Genomic DNA, 22,935 nt, shown 5'->3' on the forward strand with positions numbered 1-22,935 from the left:
ACATCACAGTTGACGCTGCGCACGAAATAACGGGAGGAGTTCCTGATAGGTCTCCAGATACCTGTTCGAATCGGCATGTCGAGATGCGCGCGGGGCGAACGGTGGAATCTGACCATGGCGCCGGTGATCTAGCCGAAAATCCTGCTTCTTAGTCGATGGGCTCAACAAGATGCGCTCTATTGGCCGGCGCAGCATATGGCTCGGGCCAATATTCGACAATTTTAGTAATCGTTCCAGACTCGACTGAGAAGAATGAGATGGCTCGCGCCGTCAAGGCACCATCGGTAATGGTCACATCGGATACCGCTTCCTGAGTAGTGTTGGCGACGATTCTGTTCACCGTGAAGCGCCACGGTCCTTGCGCCGGATACTCTGAGTTCATTTGTGCAAAGCGCGTCGCGCCCCTGATGCGCTCGTTCGACTGTGGCCACTCCAGGATGAACTGCTCACTTAGCACTGACTGTACTGACTCAAAGTCGTTTGAAGCCATCAGTGTCCAAAATTCCTGAACCAGCGCCGTGATATCAGCAACAACTGCTGTCATAGATCTTCCGTGTTGGCCCAAAGTAAAAGAAATTCGGAGGTTGATCTTCAACGGTTCGGCCAGTCGATATCCACGGCAGTGCTCCGAGCCGCCCGCTCACGTCGACAAGATGTCCCTTGACTGAATCCGCTTTACGCCCACGCGATCCATGTTTTTTCGCGCAGCCGCAAGTGAGCCGTTGAGGTCAATCGGACGCGTTGCGTCTTCGATGACATAAGCTTTGAACCCTGCCTTGCGGGCGTCCATTGCTGTCCATGCAACGCAGAAGTCAGTCGCCAGTCCGGTCACAAACACGGTGTCGATATGCCGCTGCTTCAGATATCCCGAGAGGCCGGTTTCTGTCTTGTGATCGGCTTCCTCAAACGCGGAATAACTGTCCATGTCCTTGTGAAAGCCCTTGCGTATGATGACTTGCGCAGTCGGCAGTTTAAGGTCCTTGTCGAGCGCGGCGTCGTCGGTGCCTTGCACGCAATGGTCCGGCCACAAGACCTGTGTACCGTACGACAACTGCGCCGTCTCGAACGGCTTCTTACCGGGATGGGAACTGGCGAACGACGCGTGTCCCGGCGTGTGCCAGTCCTGCGTAATGACAATGTTCTCGAACTTGCCAGCCAACTCGTTGATAAGTGGCACGACTTCGGCGCCGCCTTTCACCGGCAGCGTTCCGCCATCGATGAAACAATTTTGCACGTCCACGACGATCAATGCGGATTTGCTGCCGGGCGTGATGTGTTTGCCTGATGCAGCCGACGCTGCCAAAGCGCTCAGGCTTCCAAGGCCACAAAGATGAACCAGACCGAGCGCGGCGGTCGACTTGATGAGTGCCCTACGACGGTTTTCTCCCACGGCGAATCCCCTTTTCGATTGAAGCCACAATCATAGAGGCGCCAAATTTATTTCAGACTGCGTCTTGAGGCACCTGTCTTGCTGAAAGCCACCGCATAAATAATCGCACAAAAATTCGCTAAATGGTTTGATGTCCGGGGAATTTGCCGACTATTCCGGCAATCTCGATGCCGCGGCTCCTGCGAGGCAGAAAAATCGAGCCTGGGCGCGGCGGCCATCAAGGTTTGCGTATAGGGATGGCGTGGCGCAGAGAAAACGCGCGCAAGTCTCCAGTAACGGTCGTGCAACTGCACGACCGTCATTCGGTGAAAGAGCGATACGGGAAGGTTTTCCGGACGCTGTTACCGAATCGACACGGCTCCGAAGTTCACCCGGCCGAACGGACTGACGTGATAGCCATCAATGTTCGGACGCGTGATCGCGGCCACCAATGGATGCGCAAGCGGAATCCAGAGCGCCTGATCGTGCGCGATCTTCACGGCACGGTCGTAGTCCTGCGCGCGAACCGACGCGGTGCTGGTAGCTTTCCCGCTCGCGATCGACGCATCTAGCGACGCATCGCAGTAACGTTGGAAGTTGGTACCGCCCTTCACAGCGTCACATGAGAATAGCGGCGACAGGAAGTTATCCGGATCGCCGTTGTCGCCGGCCCATCCCATGAACAGCAGGTCATATTGCCCCTGCTTGATTTCATGAAGCAACTCGCCCCACTCCAGGGTCTTGATCCGTGCGTCGATGCCTACCTTGGTGAGGTCAGCCTGAAGCAGTTCGGCGCCCACCTTCGGATTCGGATTGAGCGTGCTGCCGGTCGAGCGGGTCCAGATCGTCAGGCTCAGTCCATTCGCCACGCCTGCCTGCGCCAGCAGCTTTTTCGCGAGCGCCGGATCGTACGCATAGCCAGTCTTCGCCTCCGTGCTGCTGGGATACGGATCCGTCGCGGGAACTGCGCTGGTGCCGAACAACGTCTTCACGTACGTATCGCGATCGAAGGCCAGATTGATCGCGCGGCGCACCACCGGACTATCGAGACCGTGACGCTGCGTATTGAGCGCGACGAACGCCGTCATGAAACCGGGCACGTCGAGTACTTTCAACGACGGGTCCCGGCGCGCCGATGCAACGTCGTCCGGCTTCGGCGCGAGAGCGATATCGCATTCGCCGGCTTTGACCCGTTGAGCTCGCACGGTCGGATCGGGCGTAATCGCGTAGATCAGTCCATCGACCTTGGGCTTCGGCCCCCAGTAGTCTGGGTTCACCGTGTAGCGGATCGTCGCGTCCGGACGATAGCTCTTGAGAACGAACGGGCCCGTCGATACCGGCTTGGCGTTCAGGTCTGCGATCGCGTTAGTCTTTAGCAGTTGCGCAAGATATTCGCTCGAATAGATCGAGGCGAAACTCATCGTCAGGATCGGCAGCAAGGTGGCGTCCGGATGATTGAGAACGATGCGGACCGTCAGCGGGTCGACCTTGTCGACCGACTTGATCAGCTTCGTGATCTGCATCGACTGTACGTTCGGCATCACCACCGTCGGCAACGCCTTGCGCCATGCGTTGTCCGGATTCAGCATGCGGTCGAACGTGGCGATTACGTCGTCGGCATCGAACGTCCGGGTCGGTTTGAAGTAATCGGTCGTCTGGAAATGGACGTTGGGACGCAAATGGAACGTATAGACCGCGCCGGACTGACTGACGTCCCAACTCTGCGCGAGCGCTGGCTGCACGGTGCCGGTGGCATCGTCGTACGTGACGAGCCCGTTGAAAATAACGTCGGCAGACGCATTCGTGATGGTCAGCGTGCTGTAACGCACCGGGTCGAATCCTTCCGGACTGGCTTCGGTGCAGACGACCAACGGCTTCGCAAAGGCACTCGCAAGCGGCAAAACCATGAGCAACGCAATAGCGGCAAATCGCAGTTTCATTGGATGTTTCTCGTTTGACTTGATCCCGGCTGCGGCACGCGCGCCACGGCCGGGATCCAGCACAGGGTCACTCAGAAGTTCAGAAGTTGTGGGCGATACCAACGCGCACGTTGGCTTGTGTCTGCGTGCTCGACGGGGTGAATGCATAGCCGATCACCGCATTCACACCGCTCGATGCGCGGAGGTAACCCGCCGACGTGTAGATCCGCGTACTCTTCGACAGACTCTCGTAGAGACCGACCGACAGTTCGTTCCAGTGGTGATGCTCGAAGGTCGTGTACTGGTAGCCCGAGCGGAGCGCCAGCGCAGGCGAGAGCTGATACGCGCCGCCGGCTTCGTACACGTGCATGAAAGACGACACATTGCCATCGGCCGACGTGATCTTGGTCAGGGTCGTGTTGGCCTTGATCGTGAGCTTGTCGAAGCTGTAGCTTGCGCCGATCCCGCCCGTATCGAGGTGGCTCACCGTCAGTCCGGTGCTCGAATACAGCGACGTGAGCTGACCGGTCGAACTGCTGACCCTGGCGGTCGTGGTGCCCAGGAATGACGACAGGCCGAGCGCGTTGTACGGATCGATTGTCGTGCTGTTCAGCTGCGAGTATGCCGCTGCCGCACTGAACGCGCCCGCGGTGTAAAGCACGCCGGCACTCCACGCTGAACCTGTATGGAAACTGCCGGCCGTATTGCTGAACGAATACATCGCGCCCGCGCTCAGACCGTTGAAACTCTTGCTTGCGAACTTGACCGAGTTGATCATTGTGTCGCCGCTCATGCGGTCGAGGTCGCCGAGGTGAATCGCATAGCCGTCGCCGTCCTGACTGATGTTATAGCGAGACGTGTAGTCGTTGATGAAGTCGTATTGCCTGCCGAGCGTCAGCGTGCCGAGCCAGTTGCTCAGTCCCACCAGTGCAGTTTTGCCGAACATATAGCCGCTGCTGGGCTTCGAACTACCATCGGTCACACGAAAGCCTGAGCGAAGGTCGAATACGGCCTGTGTGCCGCCACCAAGATCTTCCGTGCCGCGCAGCCCCCAGTAGTTGCTGTACACAACACCGCTGTCCATCTTGTATTGGTGTTGCCCACCCGTGTCCGTTATATAGCTCACCCCGTTGTCCATCCGCCCATAGAGCGTCACGCTGTTGTCCGCTCGCGCCGCCGATGTTGCCAGCATCGCAGTCATCCCTAAAACTCCAAACCCGAAAAAGAATCTTGATTTCATGTGCGATATTTTTGTGTGGATCCCATAGAAGCCAGACCGGAACCCGCGTGATGCCGCAATGCGCTGCACACCGGGTTCGGAGCTGCATTCCCGTCCATCGGGGAACGGGAATCACTGTATCGCGGGGCCGGGAGAAGAAAAAACTAAAACCCTTCGTTCAAATAGATCAATTTGAAATAACGTTCTATTTTGAAGACTAATTAGGAAAGGTAGCATTCGTTTATCGTTTCGAATGCAATAGTTAATTCTTACCGCCCATTACATAACTTTACCCATGTGCCAACTCCTTGCTCTCAGTTGTGCTGAGCCGACCGATGTGACCTTTTCATTCACGGGATTTGCGGCGCGAGGCGGTCTGACCGATCACCATGTGGATGGATGGGGAATCGCGTTTTATGAGGAGCGGGCATGCCGCTTATTCATCGACGACAAACCTGCTTGCCGTTCGCCCATGGCTGAATTTGTGAAGCGTTATCCGATCAAATCGCGCAATGTCATCGCGCACATCCGGAAAGCGACGCAAGGTGGCGCCAGCGCCGAGAATTGCCATCCCTTCATGCGCGAACATAACGGACAGCAATGGGTGTTCGCACATAACGGTGACCTGCGGGAGCGAAACTGGTGGGTGTCCGGTCCTTACGCGCCGGTGGGAACAACCGATAGCGAAACGGCCTTTTGCACGATCATGAATGTGATCCACAGGCGTGGTGTCGATCGGGATACCACGCCAGACGAACTGTTCGACGTAATAGAGGACATCACTCGCGACCTGAATCAGTATGGAATTTTCAACTTCCTGCTGTCGAACGGACAGTCGCAGTTTGCCTACTGCTCCACGCGGCTGGCCTACGTGATGCGTCGCTGGCCGTTCTCAAGCGCGAGACTCGTCGATGCCGATATGTCGGTCGACTTCTCCGCCTATGCGACCTCGGAAGACTGCACGGCAGTGATCGCGACGACACCACTCACCGATGAAGCATGGACCACGTGCCAGCCGGGCGATCTGCTCATGTTTCGCGCAGGATCCCTGGTCAGACGCGCACACGTCCCTGTGCCGCCTCAGGTACTTGCTACCGCGCGATATGCACCTTCCGAGACATCGGGCACACCGGTTGTCTCGATGGGATGATTTGGCGTTGCGCCCTGGAAGCTGTCGACCAGCACTTCAGCGTCGCGCCGACCACCTTCGACTAACGCAAGGGATTCTTGATCGAGACGCCAGGAACACGAAGGTGACATTGGCTGGGACAGGCGCCTTATTTGTGGGCATAAGCTCTTCTATCACTCTATTGCTCTGGACAAGCACGGCTGGCTTCCTTTCGCGCACTTACAAAACATCAAGTCTCGCGCGATGGTCCCGATAACTCGATTGCACGTCGCTACCGTGCATTCGATTTTCGACCGTCTCGCCAAGCGCGGGACAAAGGAAGCGTCAGCCCATGTCGCCTGATCCGATCAACACGAACACGTCAGTCACCACACCGCCACCACCCGAGCCTCCTCCATCAAAGGATGCATCGTCGACAGCCAGCACGTCCGACCGCAGCAACGATGCACTGATAACAGCACTCAAGCAGACGTTGACGCGGCTCGGCATCGATGCATCAACGGGCTTAGCCATCAGCGACAGCACCAACGACGACTCCGACGCCTTGTTGCACAGGCGTGTGAGCGCCTCGAGCACGTCACTGGTCGCGGCGCTCTATCAGGCGCTCGAGCTGCAGCGGTCAATTGCCGTGGCTAACGGCCTGAGCACGTCGGGTAAGGAAACGAAAGACGCGCTTTCCCCCGCAACAGATATCCAGCCATCCAGTTCGGCCGTAAGCGGCTATCGCGATCTCGGCGCTCAGATTGCCGATCTGGCGAAGACGTCCCGCACGGTAGTAAGCGACGACGATAACGATACGGACGAATGGGATTTCGATATCGACGATTTCGAAAACACATCGAGCGCTGTCACAGAGTCAGGCGACCCGATGACAGCCGCAATCGGACAATTGAATCAGGCGTTACGGGATCACGTCACGACGCTCGCGCAGGATGCGAACGCGAAAGTCTCGCTAGTTGCGGTACTCGACGGATTGTCCGACGAGACGAAGGGAGTCCAATGGCGGCCGCTCGGTGTGTTGATCGACGTGCAGGCGTAATGCGCGATCGACGCCGTCACGTCAATCGCGCATCCACCGCTTTTCCACCTGTCATGCGTTCATCTGCAGCGATCAGGCCGTGCCCCCGGGGTTTGGGAGAACCTGGCCAATATCGATGCGATTCCCATCAGGATCTGCCAGCACGAAACACCTGAGCCCGAAGTCAGCATCGCGCAAGGCCTTGATGATCCGAACGTTGTGGGTCGTGCAGTGCTCATAAAGGACAGTTGCGTCTTCGACCATGAGGTGGGCTACGTTATTTAGCGATGCTTTATGGTTCTTGTTCCGCGACAGATGCAGTTCAGCTTTGTCCTTCTTCAGAATGACGAACCCGACCGGATTCCCGTTTTCGAACACTTTGTTAAACCCAAGCACACCGCAGTAGAACTGGAGGCTCCGGTTGATGTCTTGAACTCCGAGACCTGGCGCGAGTCTTCCGAAACTGACGCCATGCGGCGAAGACAACGTGGTTTCCATATCGACGCTCCATCGAATGAGCCAGAGGCAGCCTGCAAGGCGGTGCTTATCGACAGCATGCGTGGTCTCGTTAGGCGGAGCAGTGTCCGCACGTGGTGCCGCGCAGCGTGGTGTGTGGCACGCTCAAAACAATATCAGAAAGTCGAAGCGCGCCCAAAAGCTTCGAGATATCTTCGGCTAACGGCTATTCAATGCGAATATGCAGGAAGCTCGTCCGCCGTCCCGACGCGCGTCGATTAGTGCCGGTAGCCGAATGGCGTGTTCGCGATGATGACCGATCACTGTCAGATGCCGAGTGGACGAATGAGTTATCGTAGCTCGATCTGCATCTGGATTCGGCCTGAGCGACGACAACAAAGGAGACAACTGTGAAATTGATGGCCATGATCGCCATCCTTTTGGCCCTTGTTGCCGCGCCGGCCCTCGCCGCCGATGTCGGCTTCGAGGAGGTCAAGATATCGAACGGTGCGGAGCGGCCGCTAACTGCCGGAATCTGGTACCCGACTAACGCGTCGGCGACACCGCACGCCTTGGGCAACTTCACCCAGACTGTGGCGCCGGATGCTCCGATCATCGGCCAACAACTGCCGCTGGTGGTGATGTCGCATGGCGGCGCAGGGTGGTATGGCGGCCATTACGACACGGCTCTCGCCTTGGCTCACGCGGGTTTCGTGGTGGCGGCGGTCAGTCACGCCGGCGACACTTTCGATGACCAGAGCGGCGTCTTGCAGTTGTGGCGCCGTCCGGCCCAGCTTCGCCGGCTGGTTGACTACATGCTCGACGAGTGGCGTTGGCGCCGGCGGCTGGACGCGGCCCGCATTGGCGCGTTCGGCTTTTCCAACGGCGGCTTCACCGTGCTCGTGGCCGCAGGCGGGGTCCCGGACCTGTCGGAGATCGCCCCATATTGCGAGGCACACCCTGATCATGATCTGTGCGCTGCTCTGAGGCATGCCGGCGTCGATCCCCATGTCGGCGCGGATGTTCCCGCCAGTGGCTGGATCCACGACTCGCGCATCAAGGCTGTGGTCATCGCCGCGCCCGCGTTCGGCTTCGCGTTCGGCCGCGCAGGGCTAAGCAGCGTGCGCGCTCCGATCCAGCTCTGGCGAGCTGCCGAGGATCGTCATCAGCCGCACCCGTACTACGATGAGGCCATACGCGCCGACCTGCCCCGAACGCCCGAATATCACGTGGTCGCCAACGCGGGCCATTACGACTTCCTGCCGCCCTGTGACGCGAGTCTGTCCCGGAAGAAGCCAGAAGTCTGCGACAGCCTGCCGGCCTTCGACCGTGCGGCGTTCCATGAACAATTCAACGCCGATGTGGTGCAGTTTTTCCAGGCAAGGCTGCGATAGAAAACTTCTCGTCTTTCGTGTGCTGACACCGAGAGTCATGAGGTCGTTGACCGTCGCCTTTCGAGATTCGCGTCAGCGGTTGGCTGACGGCTCTGGACTCCCATCGACAGCGTGCCAAACGATACGGTTGTCCAGCGCATAAATGAAACATTCCGTCTTCGCCAATATCTGGCAAATGGAAATTGCACGCTGTTCTGCGGCCCGCTTATCACCAGAAACCTCAGCTGCATCCGCCGAATATCCCCAGTGACCGTCGGTCGATATCGCGAACGCTCGATGCAACCCACCGGCTAACCATTTACGGTAGCCCTCCTGCCCTCGCGCATCAATGTAGGGGACCGGGCCCTGGGGGATGGTTGTTTTTTCTTCTGGCACGACGGGCTGCGACTGCGTCACCACGGGCTGCTGCGGGGACGCGGTGGCAAACTGTTGTCGTGCTCCAAGGACTAATCCATTCTTCTCAAGGTCGTCAAAGATTCTGGAGATGAGTTTCCTCACCGTATCGCTATCAAATGCCGGATCCCATGGCGTTAGCGTACTGACCTTTACCCGGTAGTCCGCATGCCAATACTCGGTGCCTGGCGGGGTATCGCGAAAAATTGCGTGGAACACAAACTGGACATCGGCCGAATTTTGCGTTGACCGCCCACCGCTGACAAACAGCACGAGTTCCTTGCCGCTCTCCCGGGAAGCGTAGGGATTCGCACCAACCCCACTCGTATGATTGTTCCGCCGAATATCGGCGTCCGAGACGGTGACGTCTGCTTCGAGGCCTCTGTCACTTGCAACTTCCGGGGCGATGACTCTTATCTCATTGCCGAGGTCATAGTAACCATCTCTCTCAAGTAGTGCGGACGGCGAATATGCGATGCCGGGCATGCGTGAGTTTGTCGCTCGCAACGAATTCTGAATGTATCGAACACTCACGACTGATGCCGGTGCAGACGGCCGGCTGTTGAGGCTGGAAGTACTGGAGATAGAAGTGCATCCCGACAGAACCGCGAGGAGAAAGACGGTCCAGCGAAAAGAGCTCAACGACATCGATGTTCCCCGAATTTATTAGCTGCCGCTCAATTTCATGGTTATTGATTAGGGATATGTGCAGATCAAAATCACGTAACCGCGCTCGAACACGCAAGCGCGTCTAATCATCCTTTACGGCACTCGGCAAGATATCTTGAGAGATTGCGCAGAAGATCATCCAGTCAGAAAAGACCGTCAAGCTGGTGCGGCATTGGTGATAAATTTCTGGGTTTCGAAACGTCCCAATGTGATTTCCATGATTCTGACCGGCCCTGAAGTTGCCTTTGCACTAGAGAATGCCGAGGCCCGGCATTTGGCGCTGCAAGTCGAAGCTTACCGTGGACTAACGAAGCGTAAGGACATCCGTACGCTCGAGGTTTGCGGAGGTATTGCAGCGCTGACTGAAAATGTCTTCGGGAGAAAGCTGAATCACGTCACGGGCCTTGGTATGGGTACGCCGGTCAGCGCGGACGCTGTGGAGCGGCTTGAAACGGCTTATAACGAGCGGGCGCTCGATGTAGAGATCGATCTCTGCCCGCATGCAGATGACACTGCGCTCGATGTGCTGACAGCGCGTGGATACGCGGCCAATGCATTCAGCAACACCTACGTCCGGATGCTTTCGGATGAGGATCTCACCGCACGGCCGCCTGACGGGATCGAGATCGTGACCGATCGCGCTGTCGTCGAGGACGTCTTTGCGGCACATTCGATTGCAGGGTTTGAAATACAGGCGGTACGTCGATCGCCAATCCTACTTGAAGCACTGGCGAAGATCGCCGTTGCGAGAACGGATACTACGCTGTTTGCAGCAAAGCTAAACGGCTCTCTCGCGGGCACCGGAGGCATGAGCGTCATTGAAACGCCCGTGGGAAAAATCGCGCATCTCTACATTGCCAGCACGCATCCTGCCCATCGTGGTCGCGGAATTCAACTCGCACTAATCCGGGCGAGACTGGCCGCAGCACAGCAAGCGGGCTGCGCAATGGCGAGCATAACCGCTCGGCCTTACAACACTAGCGCTCGCAATACTGAACGGGCCGGGTTTAGCCTTGCTTATACAAAAGTAACGCTTGTTAAGCGGTTCTCCCCGGCTGTATTTCAATGATTCTTTTGCATCAGCCGTTGAGCGTCTGGCCCAATTGTCGGTGAGACTCCAACAGCAGGAGGCGATAGTAAGCTCCGCCGGGTAGTCCCACAGGAAGACGCGAGGACGGGTCCTCTGCATGGTTGCCGCGGTTTCGATTGAACGAGACAATCGATCAGCAGCTTGTGGCCGAGCGCTCCCGGTGCGCACATAAGCCACAAAAATTTGAGGCAGGCGCAGAGGCCGACACAAAAGTGACGGCCGCTTGAGTTTCCCGGCGACTCAGTGATGCGCAACGCTGTAAACGTCCCAACGCGGATCCTGATAACGTGCCCTTATGCCCTGTTCCAATTCAACCGTGCTGCTATATTGGAACAGACCCTCCTCGATGTCGTAGAAGTCCAGCCGCCCGACGCGCGTGTCCACCGCCATCACGTGGGTATCGTTGGTGATCAGGTACACCCCTGGTGTGGCCAAGACGATTCCGAACAATGCCGTGAGCGACACCTGATCGCCCACCTGAGCACCCTGCAGATCCGCCTGCTGCAGGAGGTCGAGCGTCGCCTCTCGTTCGGTTCCCACGTTCCAGCGGTACTTCACTTGCAAGATGCCTGTGCGCAACTTGTCCGGATTGGAGTCCTTAGGTGCGACAGCAGGATCGAGCGCCTTCTTCGTCCACAGCACGCTGGCCGCCGCACACCAGCCATAACGGCGAAGAATTCTGCGGTCGCCGGCCTCGGTTTGCGAACTGTAGTAGTCGTTGCGCGATGCGAAGAGTTGGATTTCGGACATGATTTGAGCCCCAATCGACATACGTGAAGCATTGGGCGACATGCGGCCCAATGCACCCCGGACCACCCGGGACGAGACCAGTCTATGGGGCGCCCTCAAGGCACGATATCCAACGGATGGGCCAAACGTAGACAAGGGGCTTACGGCATAGGCCCTTCCTCCTGTATTGCCGGCAGCCAAGCGCCAAAGGCAGTTAACGCTCCTTCTTTTTCGCCTGTGCAGCGACCATCCAACAGACCACCGCACCCGCAGCCCAACCGCACGCGAACATCAGTTCGAGATCGAGCAAGCCTTGAAAATTCTCCGCATTTTCGTAGCTGCATGTCTGATGAGTTTGGAACTGGATGCAACCAGTTTGCATGTCTTGAAAGACCACAAACAGTTTATACAGACCGAATGCCGTGAATGCCACGGCAATGAGAGCGAACTTCTTCGAGTTGTTCATCGCACGCTCCGTTGCTTCGTTTTAACACGATACCAATCGTCAACGATCCATGTGCCTAGGTCGAGTATCCCTTCCTGACCGGTTCGCGTCCGTCGGTGACTTTCTTGATTCTCTATTCGAACAAACTGAACACCATTTGCTAGCTGTTACGCGATGCCGCCATCCTTCTGCAATTGATGAAGTACATGCATCGCCGTCTGTGCCGATTCGAGAGGAACAAAAATATGATCGTGGTATGCGCCCGCTACCACGTTACAACTGATGCCGGAACGCCCCAATGCAGTGGCGAATGCTGCGGTCAATCCGACCGCCTCCAAGGCTGAATTCACGGTCAACGTAATCCACGCGCATTTGAACAACGGATTCAAGCCGCTGATCGCCGCGTCTGCCTCACTCGTAATTACCGACAAGCCCTCCGGCTCCCGGATTGACGCCACGATGACGGCTGGGTCAATGGCATGACCGTCCTTGACCGAAGCAAACACAAACACGCCCGGGTTAAGCGCCGGCTCCAAGGTTTTCAGTAAAACAGAAAGATCGGAAACTGGGTTCATGTAATCTCCTGTGCAGCATTGTTCTGGGCCACTCGGGCTTCGTTTAGCTTAGGGGCCGTCGTTTAAACCGCACCGGACAAAGGTTCAGGCGATCGATTGTGTCAGGACATCACGCAACGCGGTGTCTCGGGCAGCACACCACCTGCGCGTACCGATTAAACATCGCCGTGCGCTGTCGCCTCCGCGCGAAGAAACTCGATCAAGGTATCAAGCATTCGATGCCTGCGCGTTGGCCCGCGACGCAAGACGAAGCGCCAGGAAGCCGGTCGGGACAGAACAGGAAAGAGGCGTACCAGACGCCCACTGCGCAGTTCCGGGTCAATCAGCGGCGAGCGTCCGAGCGCAAGTCCAGCGCCTCCGACTGCCGCACCAATCACCTGGCTGAAGCTGCTATAGCGAACGATCTTCGTTTCAAAATCGTCCGGCAGACCGAACTCCCCCGACCAGCTGCGCCAATCGATTTCAGGGGCATTCTCGTGCACCTCCTGAAGCAGGCGACAACGACAAACCGCCTTGGATGCGAATGGGTGCAGCTCAGGACTGCACACCGGAAACACATCCTCCCGCAAAAGGACGACGTCATCCGGACGCAGCGCGCGTTCAGGTACGTGCACGACGGCGAGGTCGATGGCGTGTCCAGCGAAATCTGGTTCGCCATCCTGAATGATGGCGTTCAATGGTGTGTCCGGATGGCTGGCGGAAAACTCGGCAAGACGGCGAGCGAGCCACATCGTCGAGAACGGCACATTTGCCGACACGGTCAGCCGTCTGGCGACGCCTTTGATCTGCGCACAGGCCTCTTCCAGCAGCGACAGCGCGCCGCTCGCCGCCGGCAACAGGCTGGCCCCCGCCGGTGTCAGGCGAATGCCGCCGAGACCCGTGCTGCGCTCCAACAGGCGCGCGCCGAGCGACTCTTCCAGCCCGCGGATCTGATGGCTCACGGCGCTGGTTGAGACATTCAACTCGGCCGCCGCGCGGGCGAAGCCGCCGAGCCGCACCGCCGCCTCGAAGGCGCGCAACGCTGTGAGTGGAGGGATATTGGACATAGGGAGGTATTGTAGGATATTCAACACCCCTTGAAAAACCATCTTTTGCCTGTCCCTGTCGCGCGAGGTAACGTCGCATAACGCCGATATGGCACTAATCCGACCGGAGGCAGGAATGTATTTCGACAGCAGGCTATGGATGATGATGGCGGGGCTGCGGCTGCGCGTTGCCGGCGCAGTAGTCCTGGGCCTGATCGCCATGGGCTTCGGCGTTCTGCGCTTCGTGTTCCTCGGTCGGGTTCTCGCGCTGGCGTTCGAAGGCGCGCCGCCGCAGCAGATTGCGCTTGCCGCAGCCGGCACGGTCGCTTGCATGTTGCTGCGGGCCGCGCTCGACCATCGCCGAGTCGTCCTCGCGCAGGGCACGGCCGGGCGCGTTCAGTCGGTGTTGCGCGCGCGCCTGTTCGATCGCATCGCCGAACTTGGCCCCGCCTGGTTCGGCGCCGAGCGGACCGGCGGCGTGATGCTTGCCGTCATCGACGGCGTGGAGCAGTTGCAGACCTTCTTCGGCGCTTACGTGCCGCAGCTCATCATCGCCGCCTGCGCGCCGGTGGTGATCTTCGCCGTGCTGGCATGGTGGGACGTGCCGACCGCCGCGGTGCTGCTGGTCGCCGCGCTCGCGACGCTCGCGCTGCCGATGCTGGTCCACAACGCCGACAAGCACGCGGCGATCGCCCGCGCGGCTGCGTTCAAGGCGTTCGGCGAAGAGTTCCTCGACGCGGTGCAGGGCCTGCCGACGCTCAAGGCCTTCGGCCAGAGCGACGCCTTCGCGCGCAAGCTTGCCGAACGTGCGCGAGCCCTGTCCGGCAGCACCTTCTGGGTCCTCGCACTGGGTCTGCTAACGCGCTTCTTCACCGACCTCGGCACAGGGCTCGGAGCCGCGGCCGCGATTGCGGTGGGCGCATGGCGGGTGCAGCACGGCGAAATGAGTCTGGAAGCCTTGTTGATCATCCTGATGGCCGGCACCGAGATCTTTCGGCCGTTGCGCGATCTGCGCTCGGTGCTGCATCAGGGCATGATCGGCCAGTCGGCGGCGAACGCCATCCATACGCTGCTGGAAGCCCGCAGCGACGCCCCGGCCGGCGGCGCGGCGCACGTGCCGGATCTGACGCCGAGTATCGCGTTCGACAACGTCGGTTTTGCCTATCCGGGCCGCCGCGCGGACGCCCATGCCGGGTTGAGCTTTGAGATTGCCGCCGGTGAGACGGTGGGGATCGTCGGACCGAGCGGCGCAGGGAAATCGACCATCCTGCGCCTGCTGTTGCGGCAGCACGATGCGCAGGCCGGTTCGATCAACATTGGCGGTCACGATATCCGCACGCTCGACCCCGATCAGGTGCGCGGCATGATCGCGATCGTCGCGCAGGACACCACGCTGTTCGACGGCACGATCGCCGACAATCTGCGGCTCGGCCGGCATGACGCCAGCGACGCCGACATGGTCGCCGCGGCCGGCGCGGCCAATATCCACGACTTTATTAGCGCGCTGCCCGATGGTTACGCGACGCGTATCGGCGAGCGGGGCGCCACGCTCTCCGGCGGCCAGCGTCAGCGCATCGCGATTGCCCGCGCACTGCTGCGCGACGCGCCGATCCTCGTGCTGGACGAAGCGCTGTCCGCCGTCGATGCCGAGAACGAAGCGGTCATCCAGCAAGCGCTGGACCGGTTGATGCGAGGCCGCACCACCTTGATCCTGGCACATCGCCTGTCGAGCGTAATCGGCGCCGACCGGATCCTCGTGCTGGAACAGGGGCGGGTGGTCGAGAGCGGCACGCATGCCGAATTGATCGTCCGTGCGGGCGCGTATCGCCGCCTGATGGGACCGCAGGTCGCCGCGGCAGGCGAACGCCCGGCGGTAATCGAACCGGCGCGCACCGCGGCGGTGTCGTCGGGACCGCAAGTGCGGCCGCTCTCCGAAGACGCCGCCGCGATCGGCTGGGGCGATACATTGCGCACCTTGTTGCGCTTCGTCAGGCCATGGCGAATGAAGCTGACGCTGACCGTGCTGTGCGGCATCGGCCGGGTGCTGAGCTTCATCGGAGTCGGCGTGCTGGGCGCGCTCATCGTTGCCGGCGTCGCCTCGGGACGGCCGGTCCTGGGGTTGATCGTCGGGCTGTTGTGCGCGGCCCCGGTCGCGGCAACGCTGCACTGGCTGGAATGCTGGCTCGCCCATGACATGGCTTACCGCCTGCTGGCGGAAATGCGCATCGCCCTGTTCGCCAAGCTCGAGCGTCTCGCGCCTGCCTATCTGCTGCGCCGCCGTTCCGGCGACCTGGTGGCGCTGGCCACCCAGGACGTGGAGACGGTCGAGTATTTCTACGCGCATACCGTGGCCCCGGCTTTCGTCGCGGTGCTGATTCCCGCCAGCGTGCTGGCGCTGCTGGCATGGGCGGCCTGGCCGCTCGCGCTGGTGCTGCTGCCCTTCCTCGCCTGGGCCGGTCTGACGCCGGTGTTCGCACGCAGCAAGATCGACCGTCTCGGCGGCCTCGCACGCGCTGCATTGGGGCAGCTTGGCGCGCATCTCACGGAGACGATCCAGGGCCTCGCCGAACTCGCCGCCTTCCAGGCAACGGGGCGACGCCGCGCCGTATTCCTCGCCGATATAGCGGCTTACCAGAAGCAGCGCTCGGCGCTGCTGGACGACCTGTCGCGGCAGAGCGCCGCCCTCGAGGTGGCGACCGGCCTGGGGGGGCTTGCGGTCGCCTTACTGGGCGCGGTGCTCGCCTCGCGCGGCTGGTTTGCCCACGAATGGCTGCCGTTGCTGGTGCTGGTCGCCGTCGCCGCCTTCATGCCCGTTGCGGAGATTGGCCAGGTGGCGCGCCAGTTGGCCGATACGATCGCCTCCACGCGCCGGTTGCATGTCGTCGAAGCGGAGGCCGAGCCGGTGACCGATGGCGACCTGCCGGTGCCCGCGAATCCGCAAGTGCAGCTCCATTCGGTGAGCTTCGCCTACCCGGGCCGCAGCGCCCCGGCGTTGGACCGGGTGAGCTTTGCCGTGCGTCCCGGCAGCACCGTGGCGCTGGTCGGCGCCTCGGGCGCGGGCAAGTCGACGGTCGCCAATCTGCTGCTGCGCTTCTGGGATCCGCAGCAAGGCGCGATCAAGCTGGGCGGCATCGATTTGCGCAGACTGCGCCTCGCCGACCTGCGCAACCATATCGCGCTGGTCGCGCAGGATACCTACCTATTCAACGACACGCTGGAGGCAAACATCCGCCTCGCCGGGCGCGACGTGTCCGATGCAGATGTCCGCCGCGCCCTGGACCGGGCCGCGCTGAGCGAGTTCGTCGACCGTTTGCCGGACGGCCTCGCCACTCGGGTGGGCGAGCGTGGCGTGCAGTTGTCAGGCGGGCAGCGTCAGCGGGTGGCGATTGCACGCGCTTTCCTCAAGGATGCGCCGATCCTGATCATGGATGAAGCGACCTCGCATCTCGACACGATCAGCGAGCAACAGATCCGCTCTGCCCTCGACGAATTGATGGCGGAGCGCACCTCGATCATCATCGCGCACCGTCTTTCAACGATTCAGAACGCCGACACGATTCTGGTCATGGATGCCGGGCGAGTCATCGAGGCGGGCTCGCATGACGCGTTGCTGAGTGCCGGAGGAGTCTATGCGCGCCTCATTGCGCATCAGTCCGGCGTGGTTGCCGCGTAGCGGATCTCATGCTCCCTTCTTATAGAGGGCTTTCAACTGCGACAACTCTTCCATAAATCTATTCTTAAGTTCCTGCGGCCCTACGATTTTCAAATTTGAACCGTATTCCAGCAGCTTCCGCGCGCCGTGCTCGATGGATTCGATGGGCATTAAAAACTCTTTCCATCCTGATGGCACCTCCGCACTACCTGCACCCTGCAAAACTGGAGCGGTTTTAATACGTGCGTTGACCAACCAGTTCTCGCCGCGCGGCGACACGGCGATATGTGCCGTCAGCCGATAAAGATCAGTCTCGTACCGGTTCATGGCGTCACGCCAGTGCTTCGCCAGATCAAATCGCGCAGGACGCTTGAAACGACGGCGGGAGGTCTTGAGTTCACTAATATTCGCTAGCCGAAAAGTCAGTGCGCCGGGCCTGCCTACCATCTTGGCTATCAGATACCAAGCACCTCCCTTGACAACCAAACCAAGCGGTTCAAGTTCGCGGCTGGATAAACCTTGCCAACTCTCGTACTTCACTTCGATACGGTACGAGCCCCAAACGGCATCGGCGACTTCACGCAGAAATAACGGCGTTTCTTGCGCACGGTACCAATCCACCGTGTCAATGTGCAGTCGGCTGGCGACACGATCAGCCTGCTCGCGCGAGTCTGGAGACAGGCTGGCAATCATCTTTAGCCGCGCCGAGCTTGCCATGCCGTCCAAGCCCAGTTCTGTCGCAGGCCCAGGCAAACCTGCCAGAAACAGCGCGTGCGCTTCGTGCTCCGTGAGCCCTGTGAGATCGGTACTCCAACCCTCGCGCAATTGAAATCCTCCATTGCGACCTCGATCCCCCCAAATGGGCACGCCAGCAGTGGAGAGCTGATCGATATCGCGCAAGATCGTGCGCTCGGAAACCTCCAGTGCTTCAGCCAAAGCCGGTGCGGTCATACGCCCGCGCGCTTGCAGCATCATCATGATCGACAAAAGGCGGCTGGCTTTCATAAACGACACCTACCTAAAAATACATGACATAAGATGTCATGTTATCGGACTTATTATCTGCCACACCCCTAATCTGCTCGATCATCAAATCAATTGAAGAGAGACAAATGAAAATAATTTCCGGACCCCTGAGCATGTTCGGCGCCAAGGCCGAGATCGCGGCGCATGAGAAGGGCATCGACTTCGAGCTGGTGATGGCGCCGTTTGACCAGCTGCGAGGTTACAACCCCAAACACCCAGATGTATTGCGCGTCAATCCGAAGCATCAGGTGCCGGTACTGATAGACGGCAACCTGGAGATTTTCGATTCCACGCAAATATTTGAATATCTTGAGGACCTGAAGCCCAATCCCGCCTTATGGCCGGCGCATCTAAAGGCGCGCGCCATCGCGCGTCAGCTCGAACACTGCAGCGATGAAATCTATTTCCCTCACATTGTCCGACTGATGGGTCTTGAAGATGCGCCGGATGATCCTGCGGCGCAGACCGCGCGCAACGAAGCGTTGCAATATTATCGACGCATGGAACGAGTTCTCGCGAATCGAGAATTTCTGGCCGAGACCTATTCCTATGCCGACATTGCGTTTTACATGGCGCAGTTGTTCGGCGCGCGCAAGGGCGCGCCGATAACAGGAGAAACGCCCAACCTGCTGGCTTGGCGTGAACGGATGACCGCACGTCCTGCCGTGCGAAAAGTTGCCGGTGCTATGGCGGGATATCTTGCCTCGATTGAAAACGCGGTCCCCGATTTCCTTCAAGGACTTAACTAGCAGCCTGTTGAAAAACCTCGTGCTATTCAGGGCGTCCACCTATAAACAGTAATACTGGACCCCTTAACGTTGTTCTTCGTCACCACGTACTCACCCGTCGATCGAAGGTATGCCCTGACGCCGTACATCGAGTCGATAGCACTGCTGGCGTCGACTTTAGCGGTATTGGTGTTGACCAACGTAGTGTCGAGGTTACCCGTAGCGAGATTGAACGTGTCAATGTTCGGCAAGGCTTGCCCAGTACCGAACCAGTAGCCGACGAAGAGATAGCTGCCGGCCGCGTCAATCGACTTGGCGCCGACATGGGGGAGCTTGATCACCGGATTAGGCGTCGTGGTGTTGCCCGCGCTCCAGCCGTGATACACCTCGATCCGCGTGCCTATCGCCGTCCAGTCCGTCCCCCCAACAACGCCCTGTCCGAGAATCATCGTGTCGCTGTCCGCGAGGTAGACGATTCGCGTCAACGGCTTGATGCTATCGGGAATGCGAATAGGGACACCGGGTCCCCATGTTGGCTTGCCGCTAGCGTCGAAGCCGATCAACGGGTAGTGGTAGATGTAACCAGTCTTGTCGAGGCCAGCCCACGCGCCTCCTTTGCTGTCGATGCAGAATCCGTCCCTGACCGATGCAGTCGTCTTGAACGCCGAACCGGGAAGCGTGGCGTCCGGTATTGCAATGTAGCCATTCGCAGCATTGAAGTGGAAGAAGTAGTAGGTATCGGGATTCTGGCCGGACGCTACAAGGATACGGTTGGCTCCGACGGAGGCAAGTTGACCGAAGTGCTCATCCCGTGAGCGATCGTTGATGTTGATACGTGGATCGGATGGATAGGCGATCGGATCGACCGTGTTCGCTACGAAGGTTCCCCCGGCAGTGCCGGTGTAGATGTTAGTGCCGCCATAAAAGTAGACACCGTCGGTACCCGGGTCCGGAGCGGCGATCCCCTCAAAGTTGAGAGACTGAAGCTTCCACTGCAGACGACCAGAACCGTTGTAGGAGTGAATGTCGGTGCCGCCGTCGCGGCCGAGGTCCCAGCTTCCGCCCCACGGGTTGTTGAGCACATAGAGGTTGCCTGCTGTGTCCTTGCCGATGCCAACGACACGCGTGAAGCGCTTGTCGCCAACCTGCCCTTTGATTCCCGTCGTGGTGTCGAGATAACCGCCCTGAATGCCGAATGTGCCGGCCAGCGTCGGCGTGCCCGAGACCTTGTAGCGCTTGATGTTCATGTCGGGACCTTCGTCTCCGACCATGAGCTGCCCCGACGACGCATCGAAATAGAGCGCCGATGGCAGCGACCCACTTGGCATCCGGATGGTGTTCAACAGGGCACCGGTCGGACTGAACCCGACAATCGAGCCCTCACTTTTCTGCGCAACCCAAACATTGCCTGCGCCATCCAGTGCGAGAGCACCCGGGCCCGTGATGTTGATGTCCCGCTGCCAGACACCGCCGGTAGTGAAGATCCGGACGCGGTTGCCATAGAAGTCGCTCGCATAGAGGAGCGAGCCCGCCGTGGCGAGTCCAGTGACGACGTCGACCCGAGGCTGATTGTTCGACGCGCTGATCTGAATCAATAGATCACGAGCCTTGGTGGTGCGGTTGTATCGTCCCACCGCACCGCTTCCGTACGTCCCGCCGGGCTGCAGCGCCACAAAGATCGACGTCGCGTTGCCCGTGATCGCGCTGCCCTGAAACTCGCCATGCGCGCCCATCGAGCCGAGGCTCTTGCCAGCCTGGTAGATAGCGACGCCACCCTCGTACTCATCCCACATGGAGGCCGTATAGATCACGCCTTCCGGCGCGACCCACATGGAACGCGCCGTGTTACCCACGTGGGCTGCGAGGGTGCCATAGGTGTTCGCCAGCCAGTCGGTGGTGTTTTCCGCCTGACACGCCGGCGCAATCGTCGCAATCGTGGTGATCGCTGCGGCGAGTAGCACAGCATGAATTCGTTTTTTCTCAATCATGACTGATGCTCTCCAGAACGTAGTGATCATTCACGTGAATAGTCGGCCAGTCGGATTTCAAATTCGTGATCGGTGACCCACGTATGACCATACGCAACGCATTGCGCCTTTACAAGCCGCACTGCGACTTTGCATGCGGACGTGAATTGATCTCCCCTCTCCTTCTCGCGCAACAGGTAATATTTCGCCTTGTCCTGGCGTATCGCTATGCATAGCGAATGAATCAGGGCGTTTTGACCGTTACCAAAAAACATAGGGGTGGAGTCAATGAATCGAAAAGAAATCAAAGCTCAGGTCGTGCAGCTTCTATCGAATGGGGTTGCGAAATCCGAAGTGTTCACCAGGTTGACGGGACAAGGCGTCAAGGATCGTCTGCTTGCCTATTTCATCGCAGCGCACGCAGATCCTGAACGATGCCGTGCAAACCGCGGCCATCTGATTGCCGTTCGGGTCATCGCGTGGTTGCAGGTCATTGTTGGCTTGTTGGCGGGATACGCCGTTGGCAGCGAGATATCTGCCGTGGCGGGGTTGATCGTCGCGGCGGTGGCTGTGGCGATTTCCCTGTTGTTCGTCTGGGGTTTTACGAAGAACAATGTCGGCGCCTACAACGCCTATCTGATTTTGGCGATTACGCAATTGCCAAGGCAGTTCACGGACTTTGCGGAACATCCCATGTCAACCTTGATTGGTTGTCTGATCGGGGTGGGGTTGTTCGCCTACATCTGGTACGTCAGAACCCGGATCTTTCCTGATTTCAATTTCATTGCACCTAAAAAATTGAATGGGAAGTACGTCTTCTCGGAGTAACCCATCGGGTAGTGACAGTAACCGCGAGACGCCGTCTTTTTGGACGGCGAAATTTCTACCGATATGTGACGCGTTTCATTCGTCTCGGAACGGTCGATTTTGCAAATGGTCGAATTCGATTCGCGCCTGTTCAACCCGAATCCGTCAACATGAGGGGTAGACATGAAAGCAATCGAAAGCAAGCGCTCTTCCATGCGTATTGGCTCGCGGGCGGTCGCGTGCCTGCTGGCGGCGGGGTTTGCCGCTTCAACCACTTCGGCGGCCAGCGCGGCCGATTCCGTCCTTCTGCCTCAGGATGCGCCGCACTACAGGACCGGAGACAACTGGACCTATGTGTGGTCCGACTTGCTGTCAGGAAAGAGTAGGACCATCACGCAAACCGTGACGTCCGTCAATGCGGATGGGAGTGCATCTCTTCAGATAGGGTCCGGAAGCGGGCATGTAGAGCTGACCTCTGAAGCAAACGTGATTCCCAACGCGGCCGCCCAGCACGCCTGCGGTATCGCGCTTCATTTTCCGCTGCGGGCCGGAACGCGCTACGAAGCGGACTGCCAGGCCGCCGGCGAAGCGAGCACGACTGTGCTGCGGCGCGCCCAGTGCGAAGTGCAAGGTGTGGAAGAGATCAAGACAAGGGCCGGCTCGTTCTCCGCGATCAAGATCAGGATGACGGGAGTCTGGACGCCGCAATCTGGCTTTGGGGGTGGACCGATGGAGGAGACACTGTGGTATGCCCCAACCGTCAAGCGCATTGTCCGTGAGGAGTTTCAAAGCCGCATGGCGGGAAAGGGCGTACCCGCGACGACCTCAACTGAGTTGGTGCGTTACGCGGTGAGACAGTAGCGCGTCGTCGGCTGTGTCAACCATCGAAATTGGAGCGTCAGCGCGCGGGTGAACGGACTTTGCCGTCCACCACTAATGTGCGTTTGTCTGGTGTGACGTCGTATTCGACCGTTTGCGCCGGTGTAACGGCACCATAGGAAACACCGTTCACATAGACGATCCCGCCCTTCAGTTCAATCGTGTCGCCGCCGACCCGCGCGGTGCCCTGTTCGCCCTGTAAAACCGCGCCGGCGCAACCCTGACTTGTAAAACTGCGGACTGACGTAGTCGGCTTCACAGGATTCCCTTGCTGGTCCGGAGAGAAAAAATGCGGGACAAAAGGACCATGTAGCGCAGCATTTGCCGCGCTGCATGGCGGTGCATCCTTGCTGTCGGCGCCGTGGACAGTTCCGAAACTGATCATGCACCCGGCAAGCGTGGCAATCGTCGGGGGCAACAGTTTGTTCATGCTGATATCCGTTATG

Annotated in this window: 22 protein-coding genes; 8 read left to right on the top strand and 14 right to left on the bottom strand. The window is 59.2% G+C overall.

Going from position 1 to position 22,935, the window contains the following annotated elements:
* Positions 1–148: 148 nt before the first annotated feature.
* The 5 genes from M0D68_RS02795 to M0D68_RS02810 all read right to left on the bottom strand — a co-directional run bounded on the left by M0D68_RS02795 (position 149) and on the right by M0D68_RS02810 (position 4,489).
* The gene (locus tag M0D68_RS02795) at positions 149–544 is read right to left on the bottom strand and encodes a nuclear transport factor 2 family protein (RefSeq protein WP_093636697.1); all 396 of its coding nucleotides are present in this window, start codon (positions 542–544) and stop codon (positions 149–151) included.
* Between the two features lie 96 nt (positions 545–640).
* Complete coding sequence (locus tag M0D68_RS02800; protein WP_266223714.1) at positions 641–1,390, bottom strand: nicotinamidase; 750 nt, start codon at positions 1,388–1,390, stop codon at positions 641–643.
* Between the two features lie 47 nt (positions 1,391–1,437).
* Positions 1,438–1,692, bottom strand: coding sequence for a hypothetical protein (locus tag M0D68_RS36580; protein ID WP_367619313.1), 255 nt, complete (start codon positions 1,690–1,692; stop codon positions 1,438–1,440).
* Between the two features lie 39 nt (positions 1,693–1,731).
* Positions 1,732–3,309, bottom strand: coding sequence for an ABC transporter substrate-binding protein (locus M0D68_RS02805; RefSeq protein WP_266223715.1), 1,578 nt, complete (start codon positions 3,307–3,309; stop codon positions 1,732–1,734).
* A gap of 79 nt (positions 3,310–3,388) precedes the next feature.
* Entirely contained in the window at positions 3,389–4,489 is a 1,101-nt protein-coding gene (locus tag M0D68_RS02810; protein ID WP_234475210.1) for a porin, read from the bottom strand.
* Positions 4,490–4,802: 313 nt separating this feature from the next.
* On the opposite strand from M0D68_RS02810, the gene M0D68_RS02815 reads away from it, so the two are divergent.
* Both M0D68_RS02815 and M0D68_RS02820 read left to right on the top strand, forming a co-directional pair.
* Positions 4,803–5,657: a class II glutamine amidotransferase gene (locus M0D68_RS02815; protein ID WP_266223716.1), complete on the top strand. Its 855-nt coding sequence runs from the start codon at positions 4,803–4,805 to the stop codon at positions 5,655–5,657.
* Between the two features lie 310 nt (positions 5,658–5,967).
* Complete coding sequence (locus M0D68_RS02820) at positions 5,968–6,675, top strand: hypothetical protein (protein WP_266223717.1); 708 nt, start codon at positions 5,968–5,970, stop codon at positions 6,673–6,675.
* 72 nt (positions 6,676–6,747) lie between these two features.
* On the opposite strand, the gene M0D68_RS02825 is transcribed toward M0D68_RS02820, so the two are convergent.
* The gene (locus M0D68_RS02825) at positions 6,748–7,152 is read right to left on the bottom strand and encodes a VOC family protein (RefSeq protein ID WP_266223718.1); all 405 of its coding nucleotides are present in this window, start codon (positions 7,150–7,152) and stop codon (positions 6,748–6,750) included.
* 377 nt (positions 7,153–7,529) lie between these two features.
* Between M0D68_RS02825 and M0D68_RS02830 the strand changes: the two genes are divergently transcribed.
* Positions 7,530–8,504, top strand: coding sequence for a dienelactone hydrolase (locus M0D68_RS02830; protein ID WP_266223958.1), 975 nt, complete (start codon positions 7,530–7,532; stop codon positions 8,502–8,504).
* 72 nt (positions 8,505–8,576) lie between these two features.
* Here M0D68_RS02830 and M0D68_RS02835 read toward each other — a convergent pair whose 3' ends face one another.
* On the bottom strand, positions 8,577–9,383 hold the full coding sequence (locus M0D68_RS02835) for a hypothetical protein (protein ID WP_266223719.1): 807 nt from the start codon (positions 9,381–9,383) through the stop codon (positions 8,577–8,579).
* 400 nt (positions 9,384–9,783) lie between these two features.
* Here M0D68_RS02835 and M0D68_RS02840 point away from each other — a divergent pair, with 400 nt between their 5' ends.
* Positions 9,784–10,635 (top strand): GNAT family N-acetyltransferase, encoded by an 852-nt coding sequence (locus M0D68_RS02840; protein ID WP_266223720.1) that lies wholly within the window; start codon positions 9,784–9,786, stop codon positions 10,633–10,635.
* 261 nt (positions 10,636–10,896) lie between these two features.
* Here M0D68_RS02840 and M0D68_RS02845 read toward each other — a convergent pair whose 3' ends face one another.
* From M0D68_RS02845 to M0D68_RS02860, 4 genes are all read right to left on the bottom strand, one after another.
* Positions 10,897–11,406, bottom strand: coding sequence for a hypothetical protein (locus M0D68_RS02845; protein WP_266223721.1), 510 nt, complete (start codon positions 11,404–11,406; stop codon positions 10,897–10,899).
* 193 nt (positions 11,407–11,599) lie between these two features.
* Positions 11,600–11,851: a hypothetical protein gene (locus M0D68_RS02850; protein WP_093636678.1), complete on the bottom strand. Its 252-nt coding sequence runs from the start codon at positions 11,849–11,851 to the stop codon at positions 11,600–11,602.
* A gap of 146 nt (positions 11,852–11,997) precedes the next feature.
* The gene (locus M0D68_RS02855) at positions 11,998–12,405 is read right to left on the bottom strand and encodes an ACT domain-containing protein (RefSeq protein WP_093636675.1); all 408 of its coding nucleotides are present in this window, start codon (positions 12,403–12,405) and stop codon (positions 11,998–12,000) included.
* A gap of 155 nt (positions 12,406–12,560) precedes the next feature.
* Complete coding sequence (locus M0D68_RS02860) at positions 12,561–13,451, bottom strand: LysR family transcriptional regulator (RefSeq protein ID WP_093636673.1); 891 nt, start codon at positions 13,449–13,451, stop codon at positions 12,561–12,563.
* 115 nt (positions 13,452–13,566) lie between these two features.
* Between M0D68_RS02860 and M0D68_RS02865 the strand changes: the two genes are divergently transcribed.
* Positions 13,567–17,103, top strand: coding sequence for an ABC transporter ATP-binding protein (locus tag M0D68_RS02865; protein WP_266223722.1), 3,537 nt, complete (start codon positions 13,567–13,569; stop codon positions 17,101–17,103).
* 6 nt (positions 17,104–17,109) lie between these two features.
* Here M0D68_RS02865 and M0D68_RS02870 read toward each other — a convergent pair whose 3' ends face one another.
* Complete coding sequence (locus M0D68_RS02870; protein ID WP_266223723.1) at positions 17,110–18,087, bottom strand: YafY family protein; 978 nt, start codon at positions 18,085–18,087, stop codon at positions 17,110–17,112.
* A gap of 107 nt (positions 18,088–18,194) precedes the next feature.
* Here M0D68_RS02870 and M0D68_RS02875 point away from each other — a divergent pair, with 107 nt between their 5' ends.
* Positions 18,195–18,857: a glutathione S-transferase family protein gene (locus tag M0D68_RS02875; protein ID WP_266223724.1), complete on the top strand. Its 663-nt coding sequence runs from the start codon at positions 18,195–18,197 to the stop codon at positions 18,855–18,857.
* 26 nt (positions 18,858–18,883) lie between these two features.
* Here M0D68_RS02875 and M0D68_RS02880 read toward each other — a convergent pair whose 3' ends face one another.
* Positions 18,884–20,824 carry an SMP-30/gluconolaconase/LRE-like region family protein gene (locus M0D68_RS02880; protein ID WP_266223725.1) on the bottom strand — a complete coding sequence of 647 codons (1,941 nt, stop codon included), beginning with the start codon at positions 20,822–20,824 and terminating at the stop codon, positions 18,884–18,886.
* Between the two features lie 267 nt (positions 20,825–21,091).
* On the opposite strand from M0D68_RS02880, the gene M0D68_RS02885 reads away from it, so the two are divergent.
* On the top strand, positions 21,092–21,631 hold the full coding sequence (locus M0D68_RS02885) for a hypothetical protein (protein ID WP_093636658.1): 540 nt from the start codon (positions 21,092–21,094) through the stop codon (positions 21,629–21,631).
* A 162-nt stretch (positions 21,632–21,793) separates the two neighbouring features.
* Positions 21,794–22,471, top strand: coding sequence for a hypothetical protein (locus M0D68_RS02890; RefSeq protein WP_266208932.1), 678 nt, complete (start codon positions 21,794–21,796; stop codon positions 22,469–22,471).
* A 37-nt stretch (positions 22,472–22,508) separates the two neighbouring features.
* Here M0D68_RS02890 and M0D68_RS02895 read toward each other — a convergent pair whose 3' ends face one another.
* Entirely contained in the window at positions 22,509–22,919 is a 411-nt protein-coding gene (locus M0D68_RS02895; protein WP_266223726.1) for a sugar ABC transporter ATPase, read from the bottom strand.
* Between the last annotated feature and the right edge of the window lie 16 nt (positions 22,920–22,935).

This window comes from Paraburkholderia sp. SEWSISQ10-3 4 (genome assembly GCF_030464785.1).
Classification (GTDB): domain Bacteria; phylum Pseudomonadota; class Gammaproteobacteria; order Burkholderiales; family Burkholderiaceae; genus Paraburkholderia; species Paraburkholderia aspalathi.